At 69.9% G+C, this 25816-nt stretch carries 19 protein-coding genes; 15 read left to right on the top strand and 4 right to left on the bottom strand.

What is annotated here, in order from left to right; genetic code table 11:
• Positions 1-331: 331 nt before the first annotated feature.
• Complete coding sequence (locus tag HALOF300_RS05290; protein WP_197522322.1) at positions 332-1306, bottom strand: alpha/beta fold hydrolase; 975 nt, start codon at positions 1304-1306, stop codon at positions 332-334.
• A 1022-nt stretch (positions 1307-2328) separates the two neighbouring features.
• Between HALOF300_RS05290 and HALOF300_RS05295 the strand changes: the two genes are divergently transcribed.
• From HALOF300_RS05295 to HALOF300_RS05360, 14 genes are all read left to right on the top strand, one after another.
• The gene (locus HALOF300_RS05295) at positions 2329-4269 is read left to right on the top strand and encodes a glycoside hydrolase family 127 protein (protein ID WP_231955067.1); all 1941 of its coding nucleotides are present in this window, start codon (positions 2329-2331) and stop codon (positions 4267-4269) included.
• Positions 4270-4317: 48 nt separating this feature from the next.
• Complete coding sequence (locus HALOF300_RS05300; RefSeq protein WP_156739892.1) at positions 4318-5934, top strand: type 2 periplasmic-binding domain-containing protein; 1617 nt, start codon at positions 4318-4320, stop codon at positions 5932-5934.
• A gap of 63 nt (positions 5935-5997) precedes the next feature.
• Complete coding sequence (locus HALOF300_RS05305) at positions 5998-6981, top strand: ABC transporter permease (RefSeq protein WP_156739893.1); 984 nt, start codon at positions 5998-6000, stop codon at positions 6979-6981.
• A gap of 5 nt (positions 6982-6986) precedes the next feature.
• Positions 6987-7898 carry a carbohydrate ABC transporter permease gene (locus HALOF300_RS05310; RefSeq protein WP_156739894.1) on the top strand — a complete coding sequence of 304 codons (912 nt, stop codon included), beginning with the start codon at positions 6987-6989 and terminating at the stop codon, positions 7896-7898.
• Positions 7898-8560: a YesL family protein gene (locus tag HALOF300_RS05315; RefSeq protein WP_156739895.1), complete on the top strand. Its 663-nt coding sequence runs from the start codon at positions 7898-7900 to the stop codon at positions 8558-8560. Before HALOF300_RS05310 ends, HALOF300_RS05315 begins: the two co-directional genes overlap by 1 nt.
• Before the next feature lie 18 nt (positions 8561-8578).
• Complete coding sequence (locus HALOF300_RS05320) at positions 8579-10363, top strand: beta-L-arabinofuranosidase domain-containing protein (RefSeq protein WP_156739896.1); 1785 nt, start codon at positions 8579-8581, stop codon at positions 10361-10363.
• A gap of 85 nt (positions 10364-10448) precedes the next feature.
• On the top strand, positions 10449-12485 hold the full coding sequence (locus HALOF300_RS05325) for a glycoside hydrolase family 31 protein (protein WP_156739897.1): 2037 nt from the start codon (positions 10449-10451) through the stop codon (positions 12483-12485).
• 143 nt (positions 12486-12628) lie between these two features.
• Complete coding sequence (locus HALOF300_RS05330; protein WP_156739898.1) at positions 12629-13786, top strand: exo-beta-N-acetylmuramidase NamZ family protein; 1158 nt, start codon at positions 12629-12631, stop codon at positions 13784-13786.
• A 39-nt stretch (positions 13787-13825) separates the two neighbouring features.
• Positions 13826-14521, top strand: coding sequence for a PIG-L deacetylase family protein (locus tag HALOF300_RS05335; protein WP_156739899.1), 696 nt, complete (start codon positions 13826-13828; stop codon positions 14519-14521).
• Positions 14522-14568: 47 nt separating this feature from the next.
• Complete coding sequence (locus tag HALOF300_RS05340; RefSeq protein WP_197522324.1) at positions 14569-15561, top strand: GNAT family N-acetyltransferase; 993 nt, start codon at positions 14569-14571, stop codon at positions 15559-15561.
• 47 nt (positions 15562-15608) lie between these two features.
• Positions 15609-17270: an ABC transporter substrate-binding protein gene (locus HALOF300_RS05345; RefSeq protein ID WP_156739901.1), complete on the top strand. Its 1662-nt coding sequence runs from the start codon at positions 15609-15611 to the stop codon at positions 17268-17270.
• A 75-nt stretch (positions 17271-17345) separates the two neighbouring features.
• The gene (locus HALOF300_RS05350) at positions 17346-18332 is read left to right on the top strand and encodes an ABC transporter permease (protein WP_331716208.1); all 987 of its coding nucleotides are present in this window, start codon (positions 17346-17348) and stop codon (positions 18330-18332) included.
• 2 nt (positions 18333-18334) lie between these two features.
• The gene (locus HALOF300_RS05355) at positions 18335-20218 is read left to right on the top strand and encodes a dipeptide/oligopeptide/nickel ABC transporter permease/ATP-binding protein (RefSeq protein WP_156739903.1); all 1884 of its coding nucleotides are present in this window, start codon (positions 18335-18337) and stop codon (positions 20216-20218) included.
• A complete protein-coding gene (locus tag HALOF300_RS05360) occupies positions 20215-21060 on the top strand; it encodes an ABC transporter ATP-binding protein (RefSeq protein ID WP_156739904.1) in 846 nt (281 codons plus the stop codon). Before HALOF300_RS05355 ends, HALOF300_RS05360 begins: the two co-directional genes overlap by 4 nt.
• Positions 21061-21077: 17 nt before the next feature.
• Here the strand turns inward: HALOF300_RS05360 and HALOF300_RS05365 are convergent, their stop codons facing one another.
• The gene (locus tag HALOF300_RS05365) at positions 21078-22628 is read right to left on the bottom strand and encodes a glycoside hydrolase family 3 N-terminal domain-containing protein (protein ID WP_156739905.1); all 1551 of its coding nucleotides are present in this window, start codon (positions 22626-22628) and stop codon (positions 21078-21080) included.
• Positions 22629-22740: 112 nt separating this feature from the next.
• Between HALOF300_RS05365 and murQ the strand changes: the two genes are divergently transcribed.
• Positions 22741-23670, top strand: a complete 930-nt coding sequence (murQ, locus tag HALOF300_RS05370; protein WP_156739906.1) for an N-acetylmuramic acid 6-phosphate etherase — start codon at positions 22741-22743, stop codon at positions 23668-23670.
• Here the strand turns inward: murQ and HALOF300_RS05375 are convergent.
• A complete protein-coding gene (locus tag HALOF300_RS05375) occupies positions 23661-24800 on the bottom strand; it encodes a serine hydrolase domain-containing protein (protein WP_156739907.1) in 1140 nt (379 codons plus the stop codon). The two genes, murQ and HALOF300_RS05375, sit on opposite strands and share 10 nt — an antisense overlap.
• 3 nt (positions 24801-24803) lie before the next feature.
• Entirely contained in the window at positions 24804-25667 is an 864-nt protein-coding gene (locus HALOF300_RS05380) for a MurR/RpiR family transcriptional regulator (protein ID WP_156739908.1), read from the bottom strand.
• Positions 25668-25816: the final 149 nt, after the last annotated feature.

A 25816-nucleotide genomic window follows, 5' to 3' on the forward strand; every position in this document is an offset into this window, starting at 1 on the left:
CCAGCGCGCCGGCGACGTCGCCGGGCCGGGTTGCGACGTCTGACAGCGTCGGATCGCCCTCCAGCACGGCGTAGGTGAAGAATGTCTCGCCGTTGACGTGCAGTGCCACCCACGGCTCGCGCGGGACGTTGCGGACCTTGGCCCGGCTCGCCGTGGTCGAGACACGGATGGTGCCGTCGCCGGCGACGTGGTGCATGACGTCGGACAGTTGCGGGCGTCCGTCACGCCGGATGGTGGTGAGGGTCGACTCCCGTCCGGCCGGTGCGACCCCGAGGGCAGCGCTTGGGTCGCCGGGCGTGAAGCGGGTCTATCGACGCCGGCGGAGCGTGTCTTACGTCTCGGAGGCCCGGGCGGCGACGGTCACGATGGCATCCACCACGTCCGGAACAACTTCGACGGGGACCTGGTGTCCCAGCCCGGGGATGACCCGAAGCTCGGAGTCGGGAATACGAGCCTCGATGTCATAAGCCGCCTCCACCGGCACCAGCGGGTCGTCGTCACCCTGGACAACAACCGTGGGGAGATCGATGCTCTCGAGGTTGGCGAATCGATAGTCGGCGCTGGCAAGGTGGCCGACCAGTGACATAACTTCCTGACGGGCGAGCGCAGCGGGGTCGTAGGCGCGTTCGACGGCGCGGAGCACGGCCGCACGGAGCTCGGCTTCGTCGGTCTGGTACCCGGCTCCGGTCAACGCCTGCTCCTCAGCCACCCGACGGTCGATGAATCCCTCCCGGTCGGTCGGCCGCGGTCCCGGAGGCATGTCGGCGAACGCCTCGGGATCGATCGGTGGTAGTTCGGGGTTCCCCGAGTCTGCGGCCAGCAACGTGAGCGAGCGGACGCGCTCCGGTGTGTCGATTGCGATCAACTGCGCGATCGCTCCACCCATCGAGAGTCCCACCACATGGGCCCTTTGCACGTCGAGCGCGTCGAGCACGCCGAGAGCGTCCTCGGCCATGTCGTCGAAGGTGTACGGCACCGGCGGGGGCTCGCCGGTCTCCAACGCGTCACCGATCGCAGCCTCGTCGAGCGGCTCCACCTCCGCGAACACAGTGGTGAGCCCGACGTCCCGGTTGTCGAACCTGACGACCCGATAGCCCTGGTCCACCAGCGCCTCGACCAGTTCCGTCGGCCAGTCGATGAGCTGCATCCCCGTGCCGGCGATCAGCAGCACCGTCTCGTCGTCCGGAGAGCCGAGGCTCTCATAGGCGATCACCGCTCCGTCCAGCTCCACCTCACCGTAGTCCGACCCGGCTTCCAGGGAACTGTCGGATCCGCTATCCGGGGGGCTGCCGGTGCAAGCCGCCATGACTCCTAGGCCCGCGGCCAAGAGCACGAGGGCAGTTCTTCTCATCATGGTTCCTCTCCTAGACGTGGCCCGATACCCGAAGACCGAAGCCGCTAACCGCAACCAACCCGCCAACATCGCCCGCGCGGGCCCGCGAGTGAGCGTCCTGGAGAAGCACGGCGACTTCCTCCGCGGCTTCCGGGGAACCAGAGCGCGTCGATCGGCACGCCCGAATCCCGTGGGCTGAGCCCGGCAGTGTGGCCCGCCGCCCACCACGCTCGGCGACCTGTCGGCCAAGGGCATGGTGCTCACGATCGACCGGGGCGACTACTACCAGGCCGGCATGGTCATCCTGTAGGGCGGGCTCGAGGAGTTCCGGCGTGAACGTCTGGACGCGCTCAAGGGACGCGTCGTCGCCGCGGCGCCGCACCTCCGGCCGGTCCTTGACCGGGTCGAGTCCCAGCACGGAGATCGAGCCCGAGTCGGGCGTTCGGGGGCCGGCGATGCATACTTCTGTTGCGGTCATGCTGCGAAGTTACGGACGCGCCGCAGCCTGCCACATCGACCGTGGCGTCTGCGCTCGGGTTGATAAGCCCTCCACCGTTCGGTGGATCAACAGCACCTTGTCGGATCGCCCGACGCCGTGTTGGTTGTCGCGCTACCTGTCACCCCGATACGCGCCTGACCTGGGGCACGGAAGCGGAACCGCCATGCTCGACCTCCCACGCCGGCCCCAGGGCTCGGATCAGCTCAGCTTCGAATGCGCCGCGAGAACCGCGCCTTCAGGCTCCATCAGCTGGCCGGTGACCTCCACGCCGACGTCGTCCAGGCGGGTGAAGGTGGTCGACCACGATCGTGTCCGGCAGTGCCCCGGTCGACAGGGTGACCAGCCGTTCCGGGATGCCAATGTACGGGGCCGGAATCTCGCCATCCGCGGCTGGTCCCCACTGTTATGACAACTTTAATGGCTTGCCAATTGACAACGCTGAATGAGAGCGTTAACAATGGTCCTCGTCGCACCGATGAAGGAGTCAGAGTTGACCGTGCCAACAACGTTCGAGGGGTCCGTGGGCCACCGCACCGTCGCGCCTGCCGTGCCGACCGGACCGGTCGCCGTGCAGCGTCCGCTGGACCTGAGTGCCGTGCGCCTCGACCCGAACGGACGCCTCGGCGCCTGGCAGCAGCTGAACGCGACCGCGACCATCCCGCACTGCATCGACCAGCTCGAGGCGTCCGGTGTGCTCGACAACTTCCGCCGGCTGGTCTCCGAGTCCGATGCCGACTTCCGCGGCTTCGTGTTCGCCGACTCGGACCTGTACAAGGTGATCGAGGCGGTGGCCTGGGAGATCGGACGGTCCGGCACCGACCGGTGGGACGCCTGGCTCGACGACGTCATCGGGCTCGTCGCCCGGGTCCAGGACGACTCCGGCTACGTGATGACCTGGATCCAGGGCGTCCACCCTGAGAAGCGGTTCGTCGAGCTCGAGTGGACCCACGAGATGTACGTGCTCGGTCACATGGTCCAGGCCGCGATCGCCCTCGACCGCGCCGCCGGCCGCACGGACCTGCTCGAGATCGCGGAGCGCTTCATCGCCCTGATCCACGCCACCTTCGGGCCCGAGGGCGTCGAGGGCGTCTGCGGGCACCCCGAGATCGAGACGGCCCTCGTCGAGCTGTACCGGCACACCGGCGAGCGCGCCCACCTCGACCTCGCGCAGCGCATGATCGACCTGCGTGGCCGCGGCCTGCTCAAGGTCGGCTCGCTCGGCGCTCGCTACTTCCAGGATCACGCCCCCGTGCGCGAGGCCCGCTCCGCCGTCGGGCACGCCGTGCGACAGTTGTACCTGAACGCCGGCGTGACCGACCTCTACCTGGAGACCGGCGAGGCTGCGCTGCTCGAGGCCATGGACGCCCAGTGGGCCAGCGCGCACGAGCGCAAGATGTACCTGTCCGGCGCGTTCGGTGCCCGGCACCGCGACGAGGCGTTCGGCGACGACTACGAGCTGCCGTCGGAACGCGCCTACGCCGAGACCTGCGCCACCATCGCGGACCTGCACTGGAACTGGCGGATGACCCTGGCCCGGGGCGGATCCGGCTACGCCGAGACCATCGAGCGCGAGATCCACAACGCCCTCGCCGCGTCGGTGGACGCAGGCGGCACCCGGTTCTTCTACTCCAACCCGCTGCAGCTGCGCCCGGACCGCTACTCCGAGGAGAACGCCCCGCGCGAGCGCACCTCCTGGTACGCCTGCGCATGCTGCCCGCCGAACATCGCCCGCGTGGTGGCCCAGCTCGCGGCCTACGTGGCCAGCAGCACCGACGACGAGCTGCTCGTGCACCAGTTCGCCGGCGCCGAGATCGACCTCCCCGCCCACCTGGGCGACGGCACGCTGACGATCGAGACCGACTACCCGCGCACCGGTGCGGTGACGCTCAGCGTGCGCGGCACGGTGCGCCAGGGTGCACGGCTCGCCGTGCGGGTCCCGGGGTGGTCGGCGCCCTCCGCTCTGGTCACCGTCGGCATCGACGGGGCCGACGGCGCAGCCGCCCGGGCGGACGCCGACGGCTATGCCCGGGTCGCGCTGGTCGACGGCGCCCGGTACCGGCTGGACCTCGACCTCACGCCGCGCTGGACCACCGCGCACCCGCGCGTGGACGCCGTCCGCGGCTGCGTCGCACTCGAGCGCGGCCCCGTCCTGTACTGCATCGAGCAGGCCGACGTCACGGGCTCGACCGAGGTTGACGACCTGACCGTCGTGGCCGCGCACGCACCGCGCGAGGTGGCCGCGGCCGCCGTCGCCACCGGTGATGTCGGCATCGAGCTCACCTTCCGCGTGAGCGCACCACCGACAGACCTGTACCGGACAGACCCCGGCGACATTCCGCCGTCGGGCATCACCACAGTGACCGCCATCCCGTTCGCGACCTGGGGCAACCGCGCCCCCGGGGCGATGCGGGTCTGGCTCCCGGTCGCCCGCGACTGAGTCGCGGACGACGCACTCCCACCGAATCACCACACGAAGGGCTCAATGATGAGGAAGGCACTGACGGCGACCGCCGCGGTCGTGGCAGGCGGGCTCGTGCTCGCCGGCTGCACGTCCGGCGGCGATGACGGCGCAGACGACGGCGGCAACGGGGGTGGCGGTGAGACCATCCAGATCCTGGTGCTCAAGCACCCCCTGACCGGCCCGATGGCCGACATGGCCTGGGTTGCGCAGCTCGAGGAGATGGCTGACGTGACCATCGAATGGGAGGAGGTCTCCGCCGACTGGGACCAGAAGAAGTCCACGATGCTGGCGGCCGGGGACATCCCCGACCTGGTGGTCGGCGTGAACGCGATCACCGACTCCGACCTGGTCACGTTCAACGGGCTGTTCGAGGACCTCAGCGACGATCTGGACGCGCTGCCCAACGTGCAGGGCATGTTCGAGGCGGTCCCGGAGACCGAGGTGATGGCCACGCAGCCGGAGGGGGAGGTGTTCTCGCTGCCGAGCTATCGCCGGTTCTGGCCGCAGACCGCCACCCGTCAGTACATCAACCAGCAGTGGCTGGACAACCTCGGCCTGGAGATGCCGACCACCTGGGACGAGCTCTTCGAGGTCCTGAAGGCGTTCAAGGACGAGGACGCGAACGGCAACGGGGACGCCGGTGACGAGATCCCGATGGACTGGTCGCCGACCGGGACCGGCGGCTTCGGCTTCTTCCAGCCCTCCGCGTTCCTGGGCAGCCTCGGGCTGCCGATCACGGGCGGCGGCGGCGCCGGCTACTTCGTCGAGGACGGCGAGGTGGGCAACTTCTTCACCGACGAGCGGTACCGCGACGTCGTGGAGTTCCTGCACGACTGCTACGCCGAGGGCCTCATCAGCCAGGAGGTCATGACGCAGGACTACTCCGCCTATCAGTCGGTGGGCCGCGGCAACGGCGATGACGCGACCGTCGGGTTCTCCTGGGGCTGGACGGCGTCGGACCGGTTCGGCGCCCAGCTCGCCCCCCAGTACGCAGCCACCGCCCCGATGATCGCGCCGGGCGCCGACGCCTCCGACGTGGTCTGGAGCTACGACAACTACTCGCTGAACTACGGGCCGAACAGCATCACGATGTCCGCGCAGACGGACGCCCGTGACGCCTCCCTGCGAGTGATCGACGCCTTCTACGACCAGGACATCTCGGTGCAGGTCCTCTGGGGTGACATCGGCCCGAACATCGAGGAGACCGGCGAGAACGCGTACACCGTGCTGCCGCCCGCCGACGAGACGTCCGACCCCTCCACCTGGAAGTGGACCACCTCGCTGGCGGACAACGGGCCGATGTGGATCCGGGACGACATCGACGTGGTGCTGCCCTCCGATCTGCAGGAGGCCAACGACCAGGCCGAACCACTGGCCGATGCGCTGGCGAACGTCGACCCTGTCGAGGACGTCTTCCCGGCGGAGTTCTTCAGCCTGAGCGCCGAGGACTCCTCGACCGTCTCGCTGAACAACACCAACTTCCTCGCCATCGCGATGCAGAACTGGGCGACCTGGGTCACCGAGGGCGGCGCCGAGGCCGGGTGGGACGACTACGTCGCGCAGCTGGAGGCCGCGGGCGTGCCACAGAACGTGGAGATCTATCAGGGCTATTACGACGAGTACGTCGCCTCACTGGGCTGATCACCTCCCGGGCCCGCCGCCGTCGTGGCGGCGGGCCCGGCCAAACGGCCGAAGGAGGCCAGGATGACGCTGATCGAACCCACGCCGGTCAAGGTGACGGGTCGGCGCTCGAGGGCCGCGACCGGGGCCGGTGTGCCCCCGCGCCGGGGCCTGCTCCGCCACTTCCGCAGGTACTGGCAACTGTGGGTGATGGCCGCACCGGCCATCGCGTTCGTGGCCGTGTTCTCCTACATCCCGATGTACGGGATCCAGCTCGCGTTCCGTGAGTTCGACTTCACCGCCGGCCTCACCGGCGGGGAGTGGGTGGGACTGAAGTACTTCCAGCAGTTCTTCGAGAGTCCGCAGTTCTGGACGCTCATGCGCAACACCGTGGTGATTAGCGTGACCACTCTGGTGGTGGGCTTCATCGCCCCGATCGCGCTGGCGCTGCTCGTGAACCAGGTGATCGGCAGGTCGCGCAAGAAGTTCCTCCAGACGGCCACCTACCTGCCGCACTTCATCTCCATCGTGGTGATCGTCGGCATGCTGCAGGTGTTCCTCTCGCCCACCTCCGGGCTGATCACCCGGTTCCTGGAGGGGCTGGGGATCACCGGGGTGAACTTCCTCGGCGATCCCTCGGCGTTCGTGCCGGTCTACGTGATCTCCGAGGTGTGGCAGCACTGCGGTTGGAACTCGATCATCTACCTGGCCGCCCTGGCCAGCGTGGACACCCAGCTCTACGAGGCGGCGAAGATCGACGGCGCCGGCCGCCTGAGCATTGTTCGGCACATCGACCTGCCGGCTCTGATCCCGACCATGATCGTGCTGCTGATCCTGAACATGGGCGGCGTGCTGAACGCCGGCTTCGAGAAGATCTTCCTGATGCAGAACCCGCTGAACCTCTCCGTCTCGGAGGTGATCTCGACCTACGTGTACAAGATCGGGATCCTGTCCAACCAATTCAGCTATGCGACGGCGATCGGGCTGTTCAACACGGCGATCAACTTCGTCTTCCTGGTGGTCACGAACCAGATCGCCAAGCGCGTCGCCAACACGAGCCTGTGGTGAGAGGAATGACGACCATGCTGACAAGGCTGCGGCACCGCAGCCCAGGGGACATCGCCTTCATGGTGTTCCTGGCGCTGACCTGCGGGCTCATCCTGTTCATCACGCTGTACCCGGTGTACTTCGTGATGATCGCCTCGATCTCCGACCCGACCCTGGTGTCCACCGGCCGGGTGTCCTTCTGGCCCCGCGGGCTGTCCTGGTTCGGTTACGAGCAGATCTTCGCGGACACCCGGATCTGGACCGGCTACCGGAACACCCTCCTCTACACGGTGGCGGGGACGGCGTTGAACCTGCTGGTGACCCTGCCGGCCGCGTACGCGCTGTCCAGGCGCGAGTTCGCCCCCCGCAAGTTCCTGATGCTGTTCTTCGCGTTCACGATGTTCTTCAGCGGCGGGCTGATCCCCACCTATCTGCTGTACCGGGACCTCAACCTCCTGGACAACTGGGCGGTGTTCGTGCTGCCGTCCGCGGTGAACGTCTTCAACCTGATCATCGCGCGCGCGTTCTTCGAGAACTCCCTCCCCGAGGAGATCTTCGAGGCCGCCACGATCGACGGCGCCAACTACTTCCAGTTCTTCGCGAAGATCGCAATCCCCCTGTCCATGGCGATCATCTCGGTGATCGGGCTGTATTACCTGGTGCAGCACTGGAACGACTTCTTCACCGGTCTGGTTTTTGTCCGCACCTACGACAGACAACCGTTGCAGATCGTGCTCCGGGACATCCTGATCTCCAACCAGGCGTTCGCCGGTGGCGCCGGTGGCGCCGGCGGCACGGGCGGCAGCTATGCCCAGCAGTACGCGGACCAGATCAAGTACGGCGTGATCGTGGTCTCCACCCTGCCGATCATCGTGCTGTACCCGTTCCTGCAGAGGTACTTCGAGAAGGGTGTCATGATCGGATCGGTGAAGGGCTGATGCTGCGCCTGCTCGGATGGCACACCCGCGCCGGCGAGATCGGTCTCCGGCTGTTCCTCCTGAACGTCCTCTGGCTTCTGTACACGCTGCGCGGCGGGGTGGTGCTCGGGGCGTTCCCGGCGACGGCCGCGGTGCACGCCGTGCTGCGCCGTGACGTGATCAATCCCGGGGACACCGGTCGGGCGTCGCTCCGAGCCGAGTTCGCGGCGGCCTGGCGCGCGGAGCTGCGATCGGCGAACCTGATCGGCTACACGCTGACGGCGGCGTGGGTCCTGCTGTTGGTTGAGCACCGGCTCCTCACCTCCGCCGGCGCCCAAGGGCTGGCGGCTGGGGTGGCGGCGGTGTTGTGGTTCGCAGCCGCGGTGCTGTTCCTGGCGTGTGCTTCGGTCTGGATGCTGGCGGTGCACTTCGACGAGGGGCCACTGGCGACGCTGCGCCGCGCGGCGGTGCTGGTCCTGGCTCGCCCGCTGACCGCGATCGGGACGGCCGTGGTGCTGGCCGTGACGCTCTGTGTGTACTACGTGGTTCCAGGCCTGATCCCTGTTTTCGGCGTGGCGGTACCCGCCTTGCTCACGTCGGCCTGGCTGTGGCGCAGCGGCGTCCTACCGCGGCCGGCCCAGGAACCGCATCCATCGCCCGTACCGGCCCACTCCCAGGTCTGAAGGGGAACAACAGTGTCGATGAGCCGAGTCGAACGGTCCGACCGCGTCCGGGCGCAGGTTGTGCTGCGGCCGCTCGGGCACACCGGGCGGGTCCGGATCGAGAGTGGGCCACTGGCCGAGCGGATCGCCGACGCCGCGGACACCTATCTCGACATGGACCCGGACGACGTCCTGCACGGCTTCCGGACGGCGGCCGGCCGGGCCGCTCCCGGCGCGCCCCTGACCGGGTGGTCCGCCGTGACCTCGGAACCCACGTTCGGGCAGTGGGTCAGCGGACTCGCCCGCCTCGGCGTCACCGCCGGAGTGACGGCGGCGAGCGAGCGGGCGATCGAACTGGTCGACGGCTTCGCGGAGACGGTCGGTCCCGACGGTGACGTCCGGATGTCCCTGTACGGCTACGAGAAACTCATCTGCGGACTCGTCGACACGTTCACCCTCGCCGGGCACGAGCCGGCGCTGGCGCTCCTCGAACGGACCGTGCCCTGGGCGGACCGGACCTTCGACCGGGCCCGGCCGACGCCGTCGGCGCACGACTTCGCCGGTGGCCGGATCGGGCCGACCAGCCACGCCCGCACCCTCGAGTGGTACACGCTCGCCGAGAACCTCCACCGCGCCTGGCTGGCCGGTGCGGACGAGCGGGTCGGCGAGTTCGCGCGGGAGTGGCACTACGACGCCTACTGGGACCGCTTCCTGACGGAGCCGCAGCCGGGCCGGGCCTGGCCGGTCCCGACCTGGCTGCACGCATACTCACACCTGAACACGTTCGCATCGGCGGCCGCGGCGTACGAGGCCACCGGCGAGGACCGGTACCTGGAGATCGTGCGCAACGCGCACACGTACTTCACCACGACGCAGACGTTCGCCACGGGTGGCTACGGTCCGAGCGAGTTCACGCTGCCGGAGGACGGTGCGCTCGGGCGCAGCCTGGAGTGGCGCACGGACTCGGCCGAGATCGTGTGCGGGTCGTGGGCCGCGTTCAAGGTGTCCACGGCGCTGCTGACGTACACCGGCGAGGCGCGCTACGGGGACTGGGTGGAGCAGCTCGTCTACTCCGGGATAGGCGCGGTGACGCCGGTCCGGCCGGGTGGCCGCACGCCCTACTACCAGGACTACCGGCTCGGGGTCGCGACGAAACTGCCGCACTGGGACGACTGGCCGTGCTGCTCCGGGACGTACCTCCAGTGCGTCTCCGAACTCCCGAACTTCCTCTACTACGCGGCCGACGACGGACTCGCCGTGCTGCTCTACGTGCCCTCGACGGTCTCCTGGGAACACGACGGTCGCGAGTTCGGTCTCACCCTCCAGACGTCCTACCCGCGGACCGACGATGCCCGCCTGACCCTGCGCGGCTCGGGTCACCTGGCGTTGCGGCTGCGGGTCCCGTCGTGGAGCGACGGCTTCGCTGCGGCCGTGAACGGAGAACCCGTGCCCGCGGTCGCGAAGGAAGGGGACTGGCTCGTCATCGACCGGGACTGGCGTGACGGCGACGTCATCGACGTCACGATCGGCGCCGGGCTGCGGGTCCTGCCCGTCGATGCCCGGCACCCGAACCGGGTCGCCTTCGCCCACGGCCCGGTCGTGCTGGCGCAGAAGGCCGACTGGACCATGCCGATCTCGCTCCCCACCCCCTGGGAGATGGTCGACCTCGACCAGGCCTTCGAGCCGGGCGAGGGTGTGCGGTACACGCCCAGCGGCGTCGGAACGGCGCGCCTGCCCCTCGGCGACCTGCGGCCGCTGTCGGAGATCGCCGAACGGACGCCGTACCGCGTCTACTTCGACCTGGACGACCCGCGGATCGTCTGACCCGTGCGCCGGCGCCTCGGCGGCAATTCGGGGCCGGGCCCAGCCGGCCCGTCCCACCACCAACCCGACTGGAGTTCGAACCCGCATGACCGATCACCTCTTCTCCACCGACGCCGAGAGCATCACCTGGCGGGGCGGTGGCGAGACGCTCGTGGTCCAGGCCTGGGGCGCTGACTCGGTACGGGTGCGCGCCGCCCACGGGGCCGGCGTGATCGACACCGACTGGGCGCTGCTGCCACCCGAGGCGGGCGCCCACGAGAAGGTGAGGGTCGCCGTCGACGGCTCGGTGGCGACCCTGACCAACGGTGAGCTGCGCGTCGTCGCGACCGCCCGGGACTACTTCGACGGGCAGTCCGGCTACCAGCGGTTCGCGTGCCGGCTGGAGTTCTACGGGGCCGATGGACGCCTGCTGTTCGCCGAGGAGGACGCCGGCGGCGCCCTCAAGCTGCGGGCTCGGGACTACTCGGCGCAGGACGGCGGCACCTACGCCACGACCCTCGCCCTCGTGGCCGACCCCACCGAGAAGCTCTACGGGATGGGTCAGTACCAGCAGGACATCCTCGACATCAAGGGCTGCACGTTCGAGCTCGCCCACCGCAACTCGCAGGTGAGCGTGCCGTTCGTGCTGTCCAGCGCCGGCTACGGGTTCCTCTGGCACAACCCCGCGGTCGGCCGGGCGACGTTCGCGAGCAACCGCACCGAGTGGGTCGCCGAGTCCACCAGGCAGCTCGACTACTGGGTCACGGCGGGATCCACGCCGGCGCAGATCACCGCCGCCTACGCCGACGCCACCGGGCACGCGCCGATGATGCCCGAGCACGGCCTCGGCTTCTGGCAGTGCAAGCTGCGGTACTGGAACCAGGAGCAGCTGCTCGAGGTGGCCCGCGAGCACAAACGGCGTGGGCTGCCGATGGACGTCATCGTCGCCGACTTCTTCCACTGGCCGCACATGGGCGACTACCGGTTCGAGGAGGAGTTCTGGCCGGATCCGGCCGCGATGGTCGCGGAACTGAAGGACCTCGGCATCGAGCTCATGGTCTCGGTGTGGCCGCAGGTGTCGCACTCCTCGGAGAACTACGCACGGATGGCCCGCGAGGGCTGGCTCGCCCTCTCCAACCGGGGCGTCGACGTGCAGATGGCCTTCGAGGGCCCGAGCCAGTTCGTGGACGTGACGAACCCGGCGGCCCGCGACTTCCTCTGGGAGACCTGCCGCGCCAACTACGCCCGGCACGGCATCCGGCTGTTCTGGCTGGACGAGGCGGAGCCCGAGTTCGCGTTCTACGACTACGCCGCGTACCGGTACCACCTCGGCCAGGTCCGCGAGGTCGGCAACATCTACCCGCAACTGTTCGCACGCACCTTCCATGACGGACTGATGGCCGACGGCGACGGTGCTCCGGTCGCTCTGGTGAGGGCCGCGTGGGCCGGTAGTCAGCGCTATGGCGCCCTCGTCTGGTCCGGTGACATCCACTCCAGCTTCGCCTCGATGGCCCGTCAGATCACCGCGGGGATCCACATGGGCGTGGCCGGGATCCCGTGGTTCACCACGGACATCGGCGGGTTCGGCGGCGGACGCACCGATGACCCGGCCTTCCACGAGCTCCTGGTGCGCTGGTTCCAGTTCGGGACCTTCCTGCCCGTGATGCGACTGCACGGCGACCGCGGGCCGGCCGAGCGGGTCCGGGCCGCGGACGGCAGCCACCGCCGGGACTCCGGCGCAGCCAACGAGCTCTGGAGCTTCGGCGAGGAGGTGTTCGCGATCCTGTCCCGCTACACCCACCTGCGGGAGCGGCTGCGCGACTACACGCGATCGGTGATGGGCGCCGCGCACACCGACGGCCAGCCGGTGATGCGTGCCCTGTTCCATGAGTTCCCGGGCGACCCGGCCGCGTGGGACGTGGCCGATCAGTTCCTGTTCGGGCCGGACCTGCTGGTCGCGCCGGTGCTCGAGGCCGGGGCGCGCTCGCGGCCGGTCTACCTGCCCGCCGGGGCGGACTGGACCGATCTGCACACCGGCGAGGTGCACCACGGCGGGCAGCGGATCGAGGTCGACGCGCCGATCGAGGTCATCCCGGTGTTCGCCCGCGCCGGGGCGCTGCCCGACCTTGTCGGTAGCCTCTGAGGGGCTGCTCCACGAGGTGGCGCCGGGGTGGGAAGCGCACGTAACGTCCACGTAACTAATTGACCCTAGTCTGACGATCTGTGTAGCGTACTTACATCAGTCGATGACGAGTGGGGGAACGGCCAGTGGTCGAGGTGGACGATGTGGCGCGGGTCCGAACGGGCCTGAGCCGGGCGATCGCCGAACCCGGCCTGATCGGCGACGGCCCCGTCGGCCTGTGCGCGAACTACACGTCCGTCACGGCGGACCTGCGCCGCGGTGTCGACGCGCTGCTGGGTGCGGGTGTGGAGCTGACCACGATCTTCACCCCGGAGCACGGTTACTGGGGTGCGGTGCAGGCGGGCGAGAGCGAGGGCGACGGCGTCGACCTCGCCACCGGTCTGCCGGTGGTGGACACCTACCGCTCCGACGGGCAGCGGCTCGACGCGCTGCTGCGCGAGTCCGGGGTGGGCACGATCCTGGTGGACTTCCAGGACATCGGCGTTCGGTTCTACACCTACACCTGGACGCTCTTCGACCTGCTCTGCTCCGCGGCGCGGGTCGGGATCCGCATCGTGGTGCTCGACCGGCCGAACCCGCTGGGCGGTCTGGTCCGGACCGGGCCCGGGCTCGATCCGTCCTGCGCCAGCTTCGTGGGCCGGGTCTCGATCCCGCTCCAGCACGGACTCACCCTCGGCGAGCTCGCTCGGTGGTTCAATGCGGCCCACGTGCCAGACGCGGTGGGCGCAACCGCCGATCTCGAGGTGGTCGAGCTGGCCGGCTGGGCCCGGCAGCGCCAGGGCGCGGACGACAGCTGGGTGCTGCCGTCGCCGAACATGCCCACGCTGACCACGGCGACCGTCTTCGGCGCCATCGGGCTGCTGGAGGGCACGGTGCTCTCGGAGGGCCGCGGCACCACGAAGCCGTTCGAGCTGTTCGGAGCGTCCTGGACCGACGGACGCCTGGCCGTCGCGCTGACCGAGCGCGACCTCCCCGGTGTCGCCTTCCGTGAGGCCGTCTTCCGTCCCACGTTCAGCAAGTGGCACGGTGACGTGGTGCACGGCGCCCAGCTGCACGTGCGCGATGTGGCGGCGTTCGATCCGATCGCGACCGGCGTCGCCGTGCTCCAGGCGGTCGCGGCCTTGTATCCCGGGGAGTCGATCTGGCTGCCACCGCAGCCCGGCCGCCCGCCGTTCATCGACCTCCTCTGGGGCTCGCCGACCCTGCGCGCCGGAATCGACGGCGGGGCGGACCTGAGCGCGATCCTGGACGGCGGCCCACCGACTCCCACCGTGCCACCGGAAGCGCTCCTCTACTCCTGAGCATCGCCCCCGAAACCGAACGAACGAAGGACGAATCCGTTGTCACCTCAGACGATCATGGCCGTGGGCGGTCACATCGGCGACATGGACCTCGCCGCCGGGCCGATCCTCGCGCAGAACGTGCTCGACGGCGGCCGGTCCGTGCTGGTGGCGCTCACGCCGGGGGAGCGGGGGCACCCGAGGATGTCAGCCACGGACTACCGCGAGCAGAAGGTCGCCGAGGCGCGGGCCTTCGCGGCCGGGATCGGCGCCGAGGTGGTCATCTTCGACGACATCTCCGACGGCTTCCTCACCGCCGACGACGCGGTCGCCGAACGGGTCGCCGACCTGATCCGCGAGGTCAGGCCGACCACGCTGCTCGCTCACTGGCGGCGCAGCATCCACACCGACCACGAGAACGCCTCGATCCTCGCCGAGCGGGGGCGTTACCTGGCCGGCCTGCCCGGGTGGAAGGACGAGACCGCACGCCATGGTGTGGGCCGGCTGCTGTTCACCGAGAACTGGGAGGACGCGACCGGCTTCGACGCGGACGTGTTCGTGGAGATCTCGACGCAGGCGCACCGGCTCTGGACCGAGGCCATCAGCGGCCAGGCCTTCGCTCGCGGGGAGACCTACGGGTTCCGCTACATCGACTACTACTCGGCCCAGATGATCACCCGGGGATGCCTCGCCGGGGTGCCACACGCCGTCGCCCTCTCCTCCGGGCGGACTTGGGGCATGACGCCCCTGAACTGACCCGACCCCTCGGTGCAGGGCAGGCAGCTGCCGCCCTCGCGCCGTCAATGAGCACCGTCGAACGGATCGGAAAGGTCATTCCCTTGCAGGTCACCTATCGCCCGCACCGGCCCGGTGATGCCGCCCGGCTCGCCGAGCTCACCACGGTCGCGATGGCTCGCGACGCGGTCAGCGAGGACTGGTTCACCCACACGGTTCTGCTGGACCCGAACTTTGACCCGGACGGCCTCATCGTCGCCGCTGACGGGGCCACCGGGCAGGCTCTGGGCTTCGTCTACGCGGTCCGCGCCGGGCGGGGGATCGGGCCTGATCCCGACGGCGGGTGGATCACCATCGGCTGCGTCCGGCCCGACGCCCGCCGGCAGGGCATCGGGACCGAGCTCGTCCGCCGGGCCGGGGTGTTCCTCGCGGGCAAGGGGGCTCACTGGGTCAACTACGCCGCGTATCCACTGGCGTACTTCCTGCCCGGTCTGGACGCGGCGGCGTACCCGGACGCTGCCAGGCTGTTCGAGCGGGCCGGCTTCCGGCGGCTGTACACGGCTGCGGCGATGAGCATCGATCTGGCCGGGTACGCGACGCCGGCCGACGTGCTGGACCTGCGCGCGGCGCGGGTCGCCGAGGGGTACACGTTCGCCACCGCGCGGCCAGACGATCTGCCCGAGGTGATCTCCTTCGCCGCGCAGCGGCTGGCACCGGACTGGGGTGAGGCGGTCCGGGACTCGGTCCTGCAGCACGGCCGGATCGACAGGGTGCTCCTGGTGCGCCACCCCGACGGCGACGTCGTGGGCTTCTCCACGTACGGCGCGTACCGCGGGCTGCGGGAACGGTTCGGCCCGTACGGCGTGGACGAGACGTCTCGGGGCACGGGTCTCGGGAAGGTGCTGCTGCACGAGACCCTCGTCCGGATGCGCGCCGAGGGTGCCCAGAGCGCCTGGTTCCTGTGGACCGGTGAGGACTCACCCGCCGGGCACCTCTACCTGCGGTCCGGCTTCCGCATCACCAGGCGCTTCGACGTGCTGCGCGCCGAGCTGGACCACTGACGCCACCCATATTGTTCCCCCCGCTCCATCCATCGAAAGGTCTCCACATGAGAACCCCGAGGTTCATCCGCCTGGCCGCCGTGCTGACGGCCGGCGCCCTCGTCCTGTCGGCCTGTACCGGCGGCGACGGTGACGACGGCTCCGGCGAGGACGCCGGCGCGGTCGCGCCGCTGACGATCCACGCCAACACGGCCAACACCTACCAGCAGAACTTCAACCCGTTCTCCCCGACGGCGCTCCAGGGCACCAAGGGCATGCTGTACGAGCCGCTGATGATCGCCACCCCGATGGTTCCCGGTGAGGCGCAGCCCTGGCTGGCGGAGTCGATGGACTTCAACGAGGACGGCACGGTCGTCACGTTCGTGCTTCGGGAGGGCGTCGCCTGGTCCGACGGCGAGGCGTTCGACGCCGACGACGTCGCCTTCACCTTCAACCTGATGCGCGACAACCCGGCGGCGAACGCCGGTGCGCTCGACCTCGCCGAGGCGGTCGCCACCGATCCGCTCACGGTGGAGGTGACCTTCAACAGTGTCGCGTTCGCGTTCCAGGCTTCCATCGCGAACACCGTCATGGTCCCCGAGCACGTGTTCGCCGACGTGGACCCCGTCGAGTTCCAGAACGAGGAGCCGGTGGCCACCGGGCCGTTCGTGCTCGAGCAGTTCGGGCAGCAGCTCTACACGCTGAGCGCGAACGAGGGTTATTGGAACGCCGACGAGGTCGAGGTCGAGCAGGTCCGCTATCCAGCGTCCTCCGACCAGACGTTCAACAGCTCGCTGCAGGCGGGCGAGTTCGACTGGTCCGGCGGCTTCGTCGCCAACATCGACCAGATCTACGTCTCCGGGGACCCGGAGCACCGCTCCTACTGGTACCCCGGTGATGGGCTCGTGAACCTGCTCGTGAACACCCAGACAGCACCGTTCGACGACGTTGCGGTACGGCAGGCCCTCAGTGCCGGTATCGACCGCGACCAGCTCTCCGAGGTCGCCATGCAGGGGTACACCCCGGCGGCGCACCCCACCGGGCTGCCGTTGCCGGCCTATGAGTCGGTCATGAGCGAGGAGTACGCCGACGCCGAGTTCAGTTACGACGTCGATGAGGCGAACGCCATCCTCGACGAGGCCGGCTATGTGCTGGGTAGCGACGGCGTGCGCACCACCCCGGCCGGCGAGCGGATGTCCTACGCGCTGCAGATCCCGTCGAGCTACGTGGACTGGGTGACGATGAGCGGCCTGCTCCAGGAGCAGCTCGCGAAGATCGGCGTGGTCGTGGAGCCTCAGGGCGTCTCGTTCGAGGCGTGGCTCGAGGCGCGTAACTCGGGTAACTACCAGATGACCATCGCGTCCGTGGCGATGGGTCTCACCCCGTACACGCTGTTCCGTTCGATGATGAGCTCCGAGTACGAGACCGGCCCGGGCGAGACCGTCGTCTCGAACTACAACCGCTACTACGACGACGAGGCCGACGCGCTCCTGGAGTCGTTCGCGGCCACCAGTGACCCCGAGGAGCAGCAGGCCGCGTTCGACGGGCTCGAGCAGATCATGGTCGAGCAGCTCCCGGTGATCGCGATGCTGCAGTCACCGAACTGGTTCCAGTACAACACCGCACGGTGGGAGGGGTTCCCGACCGAGGAGGACCCGTACGCCCTCGGCGCGCCGTTCCAGTTCCCGGACAACCTGCTGGTCGTCACGAACCTGACGCCCGCCGGCTGACCGCGGCCAGGCCGGGCGGGCGGCGTACGCGCCGCCCGCCCGCATCCGCCGCCCGGCCGAATCCGATCCGAGAGGGTGTCCCGCTTGAAGTACCTCCTGCGCAAGGTGATGTTGTACGTGTTCATCGCCTGGGCTGCGCTCACCATGAACTTCCTGATCCCCCGGCTGATGCCGGGCGATCCCGTAGCGCTGCTCGTGGAGCGGCTGTCGGGGCGGATCGACCCGGCGGCCATGGATGCGATCGCGGAGAGCTACGGGCTCACCGACGCGCCGCTGCACGTGCAGTACTGGGACTACCTCACCTCGCTCGCCGCCGGCGACCTCGGCCTCTCGATCGGCTTCTTCCCGGTCCCGGTCTCCGAGATCGTGCTGGGTGCGCTGCCGTGGACGATCGGGTTGGTCGGCATCACCACGGTGATCAGCTTTCTGATCGGCACCGGACTCGGCGTGGTGCTGGCCTGGCGGCGCGGTTCCCGGACCGACCACCTGCTGCCGGCCCTCACCTTCCTCAACGCCGTCCCTTACTTCTGGATGGCGCTGATCCTGGTCCTGATCCTCTCGGTGAACCTGGGCTGGTTCCCGGTCTCGCACGCCTACGAACCGGGGCTGGTACCGGGATGGGACTGGGAGTTCATCTCCTCCGTCCTCTATCACGGCATCCTGCCGGCGATCACGATCATCCTGGCCTCCTTCGCCGGATGGGTGCTCAGCATGCGGAACATGACGGTGACGGTCCTCGGCGAGGACTACGTGACCATGGCCGAGGCGAAGGGTCTGCCGAAGCGGATGGTGCTGGTCAACTACGCAGCCCGGAATGCGATCCTGCCCTCGGTGACCGGCTTCGCGCTCTCCCTCGGGGCCGTCGTGGGTGGGTCGATGCTCACCGAGGTGATCTTCAACTACCCGGGCGTCGGGTACACCCTGTTCGAGGCGGTCCAGAACCAGGACTTCCCGCTGATGCAGGGACTCTTCCTGATCATCTCGCTGGCGGTGATCGCCGCGAACCTCGTGGCCGACGTCGTCTACGTGTTCCTCGACCCCCGCACGCGTCAGGAAGGCTGACCATGAACCTCTCACGACTCGTGCCGGCCTCAGGGAAGGTGCGTGCGGGCCTGATCATCGCGATCTTCTTCGTGCTGCTGGCCGCGTTCGGCCCGTTGCTCACGAGCTACTCGCCGCAGGCCAGCGGCACCGAGCTGCTCCAGCCGCCGTCCGGCACGCACTGGCTCGGCACCACCCAGACCGGTCAGGACGTCTTCGCCCAGTTCGTCTACGGCGCCCGCGTCTCGCTCGGCGTCGGGCTGGTCGCGGGGATCATCTCGCAGATCGTCTCGGTCCTCGTCGGCGTCATCGGGGGCTACTTCCGGGGACTCTCCGATGATCTTCTGTACATCCTCACGGCCGTGTTCCTGGTCGTTCCGGGGATGCCGCTGCTGATCGTGCTGACCGGATATCTACCCTCGAGGGGGATGGTCTCGGTGGCGTTCGTCATCGCGATCACCTCCTGGGCCGGCTCGGCCCGCGTCCTGCGCGCCCAGACCATGTCGCTGCGGCGCCGCGAGTTCGTCGAGGCGGCCCGGGCCACCGGCGAGTCGCGCACGCGGATCGTCTTCTCCGAGATCATGCCGAACGCCCTGCCGCTGATCGCCTCAGGATTCTTGTTCTCCGTGATCGGTGCGGTCCTGGCCGAGGCCGGGCTGTCCTTCCTCGGCCTCGGCTCGCTGACGACCACGAGCTGGGGGTCGATGCTCTACTTCGCGCAGAGCGCGCAGGCGTTCCTGTACGGCGCCTGGTGGTGGTTCGTGCCGCCCGGGCTGGCCATCGCCGTCCTCGGGGCCGGCCTGGCGCTGATCAACTTCGGGATCGACGAGTACTCCAACCCACGGCTACGCACCGGCAAGAGCCGGGGCCGGGCGACGCGCACCAGCGGGCCGCACGCGGCCGCGCTCAGCACGGCGGGCGCCGCGGCGGCGGCCTCGGGCGTCGATGCGCCGGGCACGGCGCCGGTCCTGCACGAGGACGGCGTTGGCGAGGTGGCGGGCACCGAGCCTTCGGAGGGCGCCGCGGCGGCAGCGCAGCTCCGTCCTATCGACGTGGCCGGGGAACCGATCATCGAGGTCCGAAACCTCAAGGTCGACTACCCAGGCATCGACCGGGTGGTGCATGCCGTCGACGACGTCTCGATCACCCTGCACCGCGGTGAGATCCTCGGCCTCGCTGGGGAGTCCGGGAGCGGCAAGTCCACGCTCACCAACGCGATCACCCGGCTGCTCCGCAACCCGGCGCAGGTGACCGGGGGATCCATCACCTACCACCGGACCCGCGCCCGTCCAGGTGGGTCGAGAGGCACCGACCCGGGCTCGGCGGAGTCCATCGATCTGCTCGGGCTCTCCACGGAGGAGCTGCGAGGCTACCGCTGGGACGAGATCGCCATCGTGTTCCAGAGTGCGATGAACGCGCTGAACGCCGTGACCAGCGTCGGGGCACAGTTCGACGACGTGCTCCGCGTGCACCGGCCGACCATGCCGGCCCGGGAGCGGGAGGCGCTGGCACGGACGATGCTGGAGAAGGTCGGCATCGACTCCGACCGCGTGTCCTCCTACCCGCACGAGCTCTCGGGTGGGATGAAGCAGCGCGTCGCCATCGCCATCGCGCTCGTGCTCGAGCCGGACGTGATCATCATGGACGAGCCGACCACGGCGCTGGACCTGCTGATCCAACGTGAGGTGCTCGACCAGGTGATGGCGCTGCGGGACGAGTACGGCTTCGCGATCATCTTCACCACGCACGACCTGTCGTTGCTGCTCGAGGTCTCGGACAGCATCGCCGTGATGCAGCGTGGCCGGCTGGTCGAGTACGGCCCGGCGCTGGAGGTCTACGCCGAGCCTCGCCATCCGTACACGCAGGCCCTGCTGGCCTCGCTCGCTGACATGGGAGCCCTCGTATGAGTACCGACTTCGTGAAAGCGTCCGAGCAGGGCCGCGTCGTCCTCGAGGCACGGAACCTGGTGAGGGACTTCCGCACCAACAAACGGGCGGGGGCGTTCGGCCGGGAGCAATTCCGCGCCGTGGACGACGTCTCACTGGAGCTGCGCGCCGGTCAGGTGACTGCCCTCGTGGGCCAGAGCGGCTCCGGCAAGAGCACCGTGGGCAGGCTCCTCGCGCAGCTGATGCCACTGACCTCCGGCGAGCTCCTCCTGAACGGTGAGCGCGTCTCGGCCACCCGTGGCCGGGCCTTCATCCGCTACACCGGGACCGTGCAGATGACCCTGCAGGATCCCTTCTCCTCGCTGAACCCGCTGCACCGGGTCAGCTACACCCTGGGCCGGGCCCTGCGGATCCACGGCGGTCCGATGAGCGCGGACGAGGTGGAGGAACGGAGCCTCGCGCTGCTCCGGAAGGTGGAGCTGGCCCCGGCGGAGCACTACCTGCACCGGTTCCCGCACGAGCTCTCCGGTGGCGAGCGGCAACGGATCTCGTTCGCTCGCGCGCTCGCGGCCGAACCGAAGGTGCTGCTCGCGGACGAACCCGTCTCGATGCTGGACGTGACGATCCGCAAGGGGATGCTCGATCTCCTGGATCAGCTACGCCGGACCGAGGAGCTCGCGGTCCTGTACATCACCCATGACCTGGGCTCGGCCCGTGCGTACTCCGCTCAGACCCTCGTGATGTACCACGGCAAGGTCGTCGAGCGTGGGTCGAGCGAACAGGTGATCGACTCGCCCGCCCACGAGTACACGCAGCGCCTCCTGGCCGCCGCGCCGAACCCCCGACGGCGTCTGGCCGGGTGAGGCCACCGGTGGCGGGCTCACCCCATCAGGAGGTCGGCCACGGCGGACGCGCTCACGGCGCTCGAGCCGTGCGTGGTGACCAGCCGGGGCAGGTCCACCCCGAGGTCTCCGGGCCAGCCCAGGCGGACCACCACGGTGCCCGGGTGCCAGGCGAGCACGTCGGTGAGCGCGTGCCGCTCCGCGACGGCGATGTGCGGCTGGTCCACCACCAGCACGACCTCGCCCAGCGGGTCCGCGCGCATCAGCTCGGCGGTCCCTTCGGCATCGAACCGATGGTGGCTGATCGTCCGGCGCGCGGCCAGCGCCCGACCCACCAGGTCGGCCTCCCGCCCCGCGGCGCGGTTGCGCAGCACCCTGGCGTCGATCACGGTGACCGGCACGTCCGCGCGGAGCCGGACGTCGCCGCGGACGTCGCAGGCGTGCGCGGCCACCCGCGCCGCGGTGGCGTCCGGGGCGTCCGGCGCGGCGGTCGAGGTGCCGGGTGCCGGGGCGAGCGGTGCCCGCGAACTGTCCGGGCTACCACTCGTGCGGAGTGCGGTGACCCAGGTGCGGAGCGCGGCGATCCGCTCGGCCGCCTCCTCGAGGCGCTCCGCGCGCAGCGATCCCGAGCGGAGTGCGTCGACGACGGCGGTGTGCACCTGCCGGTAGGCGGACTCGTCCGGTTGCGGGTTCTCGGGCGTGCGCGGGTCCGCGCCCTGATTGCCGAGACAGACGAGGTCCACCCCGGCGGCGAGCGCTGCGACCGCACCCGGCCCGAGTCCGAGGGTGCTCGCGATGGCCTCCATCTCGACGGCATCGGAGATGATCAGCCCGTCGAAGCCCATCTCGCGCAGCATCGACAGCGCCCGCGGGTTCACGGTCGCAGGTTCCGGACCGAGGACCGGCACGATGATGTGCGCGGTCAGCACGGACCGGACACCGGCCTCGATCGCGGCTCGGAACGGGGCGAGGTGGATCTGCTCGAGTTCGTCGGCGCTCACCTCCATCCTGCTGACGGCGAGATGGGAGTCCGTGGTGGTGTCGCCGTGGCCGGGGAAGTGCTTCGCGCAGGCCGCGGTTCCCGCGCGCTGCAGTCCGCGCACGTAGGCGGCGGTGTGCCGCGCCACCAACTCGGGATCGGCGCCGAACGAGCGACTGCCGATGACGGGATTCGCGGGGTTGTTGTTCACGTCGGCGACGGGGGCCAGGTCGATGGTGATGCCGTGGCGCGCGAGCTCGGCACCGATCTGCTCGGCGACCGTCTCCGTGTCCGCAGCCACGTCGTGGCGGCCCAGTGCCGCATGGCCGGGGCTGGGCGAGCCGTGCCGGGCGTGCAGCCGCGTCACCAGGCCACCCTCCTCGTCGACGCCGACGAGGCTGCCACCCGTGCCGTCCAGCTCGCCGACGAGGCGGGACACCTGGCCGGCGTCGTCGGGGTCGATGTTGTGCGCGAACAGCAGGGCCCCTGGTGCTCCGGCGTCGCGCGCGCGCAGCAGCCAGTCGGGCGCTCGCGTGCCGGCGAAGCCGGGCCACAACACGGCATGGGCGAGGGATTCGAGCGAGCGGTCGGCGCCGCGGTCATGGACCATGTGCCCATCGTGGGTCAATCATTGGCGTACTTCAAGTAGAAGACGTCAATCATTTTCATCGAGCGATATTGCTGGTGTACTGGAACCGTTTGATTCTGGAAAGAAGAGGTACATGGTGGCTGACTCCCAACCGGTGGCGGGCGAGCGGACCGACCTGCTCGAGACCGAGCGGATCGACGAACGGTACCGGCGGCTTGACGCGATCCCGACGCTGGACGCGCTCCGGGCGATGAACGAGGCCGAGGCCGGGGTGCCGCTCGCGGTGCGGGCCGTGTTGCCGCAGGTAGCTGCCGTCGTGGAGGCCGTAGCGGCCCGGATGGAGTCGGGCGGGCGGCTGATCTACCTCGGGGCCGGCACCTCGGGGCGGTTGGGAGTGGTGGACGCCTCGGAGTGTCCGCCCACGTTCCACACCGATCCAGGGCAGGTCCTGGGCGTGATCGCGGGCGGGCGCGGTGCCATGTTCGAGTCCGTCGAGGGTGCGGAGGACTCTGCCGAGCTCGGCGCCGAGGAGATCGCCGGGCTCCGGGTGACCGCGGCCGACACGGTCGTCGGGATCGCCGCCAGCGGTCGCACCCCCTACGTGCTCGGCGGGGTCCGCGCGGCCCGCGCCGCCGGCGCCCTGACCGTCGGCCTGGCCTGCAACAGCGCCTCCGAGCTCGGGTCCGCCGTGGACCTGCCGATCGAGATCGAGGTGGGCCCGGAGGTACTCGCCGGATCCACCCGGCTGAAGGCGGGCTCCGCCACGAAGCAGGTTCTGAACATGATCTCCACCGGCGTGATGATCAGGCTCGGCAAGACCTACGGGAACCTGATGGTCGATCTGTCCGTGAGCAACGTGAAGCTCCGGGAGCGGGCCGAACGGCTGGTCGCGACCATCACGGGGGCGAACCCACGCGCCGCGGCGCAGGCTCTGACCGACTCCGGTCAACGGGTCCCGGTCGCCGCGATCATGGTGGCGCGTGGCCTGGACCGGGCCGCGGCCGAAGGGCTGCTCGCCGAGGCCGGCGGCCGGCTCGGTGGCGTCCTGGACGCTCAGGCCTGAGCCGCGTGCTCCCGGGCCAGTCCGGTGACGGCGCGCCGCAGCGGACCGGCGTCGAACGCGGTCCGCACCGGGTGCACGCGGTTGGTCAGCAGGACCACCGTCACGTCCGCCTCGGTGTCGATCACCAGCGACGTTCCGGTGAACCCGGTGTGCCCGATCACAGCCGGGTCACCGGTGCCCATGAACGTGGCATCGCCGAGGCGCATGCCGAGCGCCTGCCCGTATCCCACCCGGTCCCGTTCGGCCGTGGGGAGCACGTCCCTGCGCACGAGCGTCCGGGTGTCCTCGCCCAGCAGCCCCGGCCCGTCGGCGCGGAGCGCGGCGGCGAACCGGATCAGATCCGGCCCGGTGCTGAACACCCCGGCGTTCCCGGAGCCGCCCAGGCTCCAGGCGGCCTCGTCATGGACGGTGCCGCACACGAGGCCGCGATCTGGGACGGACTGGTACTCGGTCGGCACCACCCGGTCGCCCGCGCCGGTGGGGTCGTAGCCGGTACTCGTCATCGCCAGCGGCCCGGTGACGGCGTCCGTGAGGAGGGCGGGCAACCCTCGCCCGGTCAGGCGCTCGAGGAGGAGGCCGAGCACCATGAAGCCCACGCACGAGTAGGCGTGGGCCGAGCCCGGTTCGGAGCGCAGCTCGGTGCTCAGGACGTGCCGGGCGCGGTCATCGCGGCTGCCGGGCACCTCCCACAGGCGCAGCACCGGCGGGAGGCCGGACGTGTGGGTGAGCAGGTGCCGGGCACTGACCCGCTCGTGAGCCCGGTCGACGGCGAACTCAGGGAGGTGATCGGCCACCGGTCGGTCGAGGTCGAGGACTCCGGCGTCCACCTGGACCAGGGCGGTGACCGTGGTCAGGATCTTCGTCAGGGACGCGATGTCGAACACCGGGTCCGCGGGCAACGGGCGCCGCTGCGCCGTCGGGAGCAGTGCGCCGTCGGCGGCGAACAGCGTGGCGGACCCGGACCGGGCGTGGGCGATCACCCGCCCGCCGTGGGCGATCAACGCCTCTGCCCCGGCGGTGCCCGGAACGGGGTCGGCTGACCGGACCGGGGCTGAGCCGGCGGCGGCACTGCGGGTGGCCGAGTCCAGCAACTCCTGCAGGTTTCGGCCGATCACGGAGTCGGAGGACATGGCTCAGCTGTCACGGAACTGGGCGACGGCGTCGTGGGTGTCGCGCAGGGCGTCGACCGTCTCGGTCATCCGGCGCTGGGCGACCGCGACGAAGATGCAGTCCACGATCAGCAGCTGCGCGGTCCGGGAGGCCATCGCACCGGAGCGGAACGGTGACTCCCGGACCGCGGTGCGGAGCACGAGGTCGGCCGCTCCGGCAACGGGTGAGCCGGCGGCGTTGGTGATCGCCACCGCAGTCACCCCGCGTTCGCGCGCGGCCTCGAGGAACCGCACCACCTCCGCCGTCGTGCCGCGGTGGGAGAACCCGACCGCCACGTCGCCGGCGCCCATCAGGCCGAGCGAGGTGACGGCGTCGTGCCCGTCGGCGAACGAGTAGGCCACCCGGCCGATGCGGAACAGCTTGCGGTGCAGGTCGGCGGCGCTCCAGCCGCTCGCGCTGACGCCGTAGACCGAGATCCGGGCGGCGGCGTCGATGGCGTCGACCACCCTGCCGAGCTCGGCGATGTCCAGGCTGTTGATGGTCTCCTCGATGCCGAGGTTCTCGGTGAACCCGATGCTCGCCACGACCTCCTCCAGCGTGCTGCCGGCGGAGATGTCCGAACCGTAGGTCGCTGCCGCGGGGGACCGCCGGGCGCCCTCGCGGCCGACCTCGGTCGCCAGGGCGAGCCTCAACTGGACGTACCCGGCGAGGCCCAGCGACCGGCAGAAGCGCACGATCGTGGTCTCCGACGTGGCGCACTTGCGCGCCAGCTCCGAGATCGTTTCCTCCAGGACCAGGCTCGGGTCGGCCAGGATCGCATCCGCGACGCGGCGCATCGACGGGGCGAGGGTGTCGCGCTTCGCCTGGATCTGGGACTGGATGCTCACATGGGCCCTTCGTCGACGTTCCGGTGGACCGTGGCCGGGCGGCGATCCCACAGTGCCCGCTCCGAACGGAAACATTTTACCGAGACCGAACCGATCCGGGTGCTCGTTTGCCACGGGCAGGGCGGCGAGGGGGTGGTCGGGCCGCCTGA

This window comes from Occultella aeris (assembly GCF_902703175.1).
Classification (GTDB): Bacteria; Actinomycetota; Actinomycetes; order Actinomycetales; family Beutenbergiaceae; genus Occultella; species Occultella aeris.

Coding starts and splice junctions, on each gene's coding strand:
- HALOF300_RS05365 (WP_156739905.1), bottom strand. CDS start 22,628: ATGGTCCATGACCGCGGCGCCGACCGCTCGCTCGAATCCCTCGCCCAT.
- HALOF300_RS05375 (WP_156739907.1), bottom strand. CDS start 24,800: ATGTCCTCCGACTCCGTGATCGGCCGAAACCTGCAGGAGTTGCTGGAC.
- HALOF300_RS05305 (WP_156739893.1), top strand. CDS start 5,998: ATGACGCTGATCGAACCCACGCCGGTCAAGGTGACGGGTCGGCGCTCG.
- HALOF300_RS05360 (WP_156739904.1), top strand. CDS start 20,215: ATGAGTACCGACTTCGTGAAAGCGTCCGAGCAGGGCCGCGTCGTCCTC.
- HALOF300_RS05310 (WP_156739894.1), top strand. CDS start 6,987: ATGACGACCATGCTGACAAGGCTGCGGCACCGCAGCCCAGGGGACATC.
- HALOF300_RS05345 (WP_156739901.1), top strand. CDS start 15,609: ATGAGAACCCCGAGGTTCATCCGCCTGGCCGCCGTGCTGACGGCCGGC.
- HALOF300_RS05290 (WP_197522322.1), bottom strand. CDS start 1,306: ATGGCGGCTTGCACCGGCAGCCCCCCGGATAGCGGATCCGACAGTTCC.
- murQ (WP_156739906.1), top strand. CDS start 22,741: ATGGTGGCTGACTCCCAACCGGTGGCGGGCGAGCGGACCGACCTGCTC.
- HALOF300_RS05320 (WP_156739896.1), top strand. CDS start 8,579: ATGAGCCGAGTCGAACGGTCCGACCGCGTCCGGGCGCAGGTTGTGCTG.
- HALOF300_RS05355 (WP_156739903.1), top strand. CDS start 18,335: ATGAACCTCTCACGACTCGTGCCGGCCTCAGGGAAGGTGCGTGCGGGC.
- HALOF300_RS05340 (WP_197522324.1), top strand. CDS start 14,569: ATGAGCACCGTCGAACGGATCGGAAAGGTCATTCCCTTGCAGGTCACC.
- HALOF300_RS05315 (WP_156739895.1), top strand. CDS start 7,898: ATGCTGCGCCTGCTCGGATGGCACACCCGCGCCGGCGAGATCGGTCTC.
- HALOF300_RS05300 (WP_156739892.1), top strand. CDS start 4,318: ATGAGGAAGGCACTGACGGCGACCGCCGCGGTCGTGGCAGGCGGGCTC.
- HALOF300_RS05325 (WP_156739897.1), top strand. CDS start 10,449: ATGACCGATCACCTCTTCTCCACCGACGCCGAGAGCATCACCTGGCGG.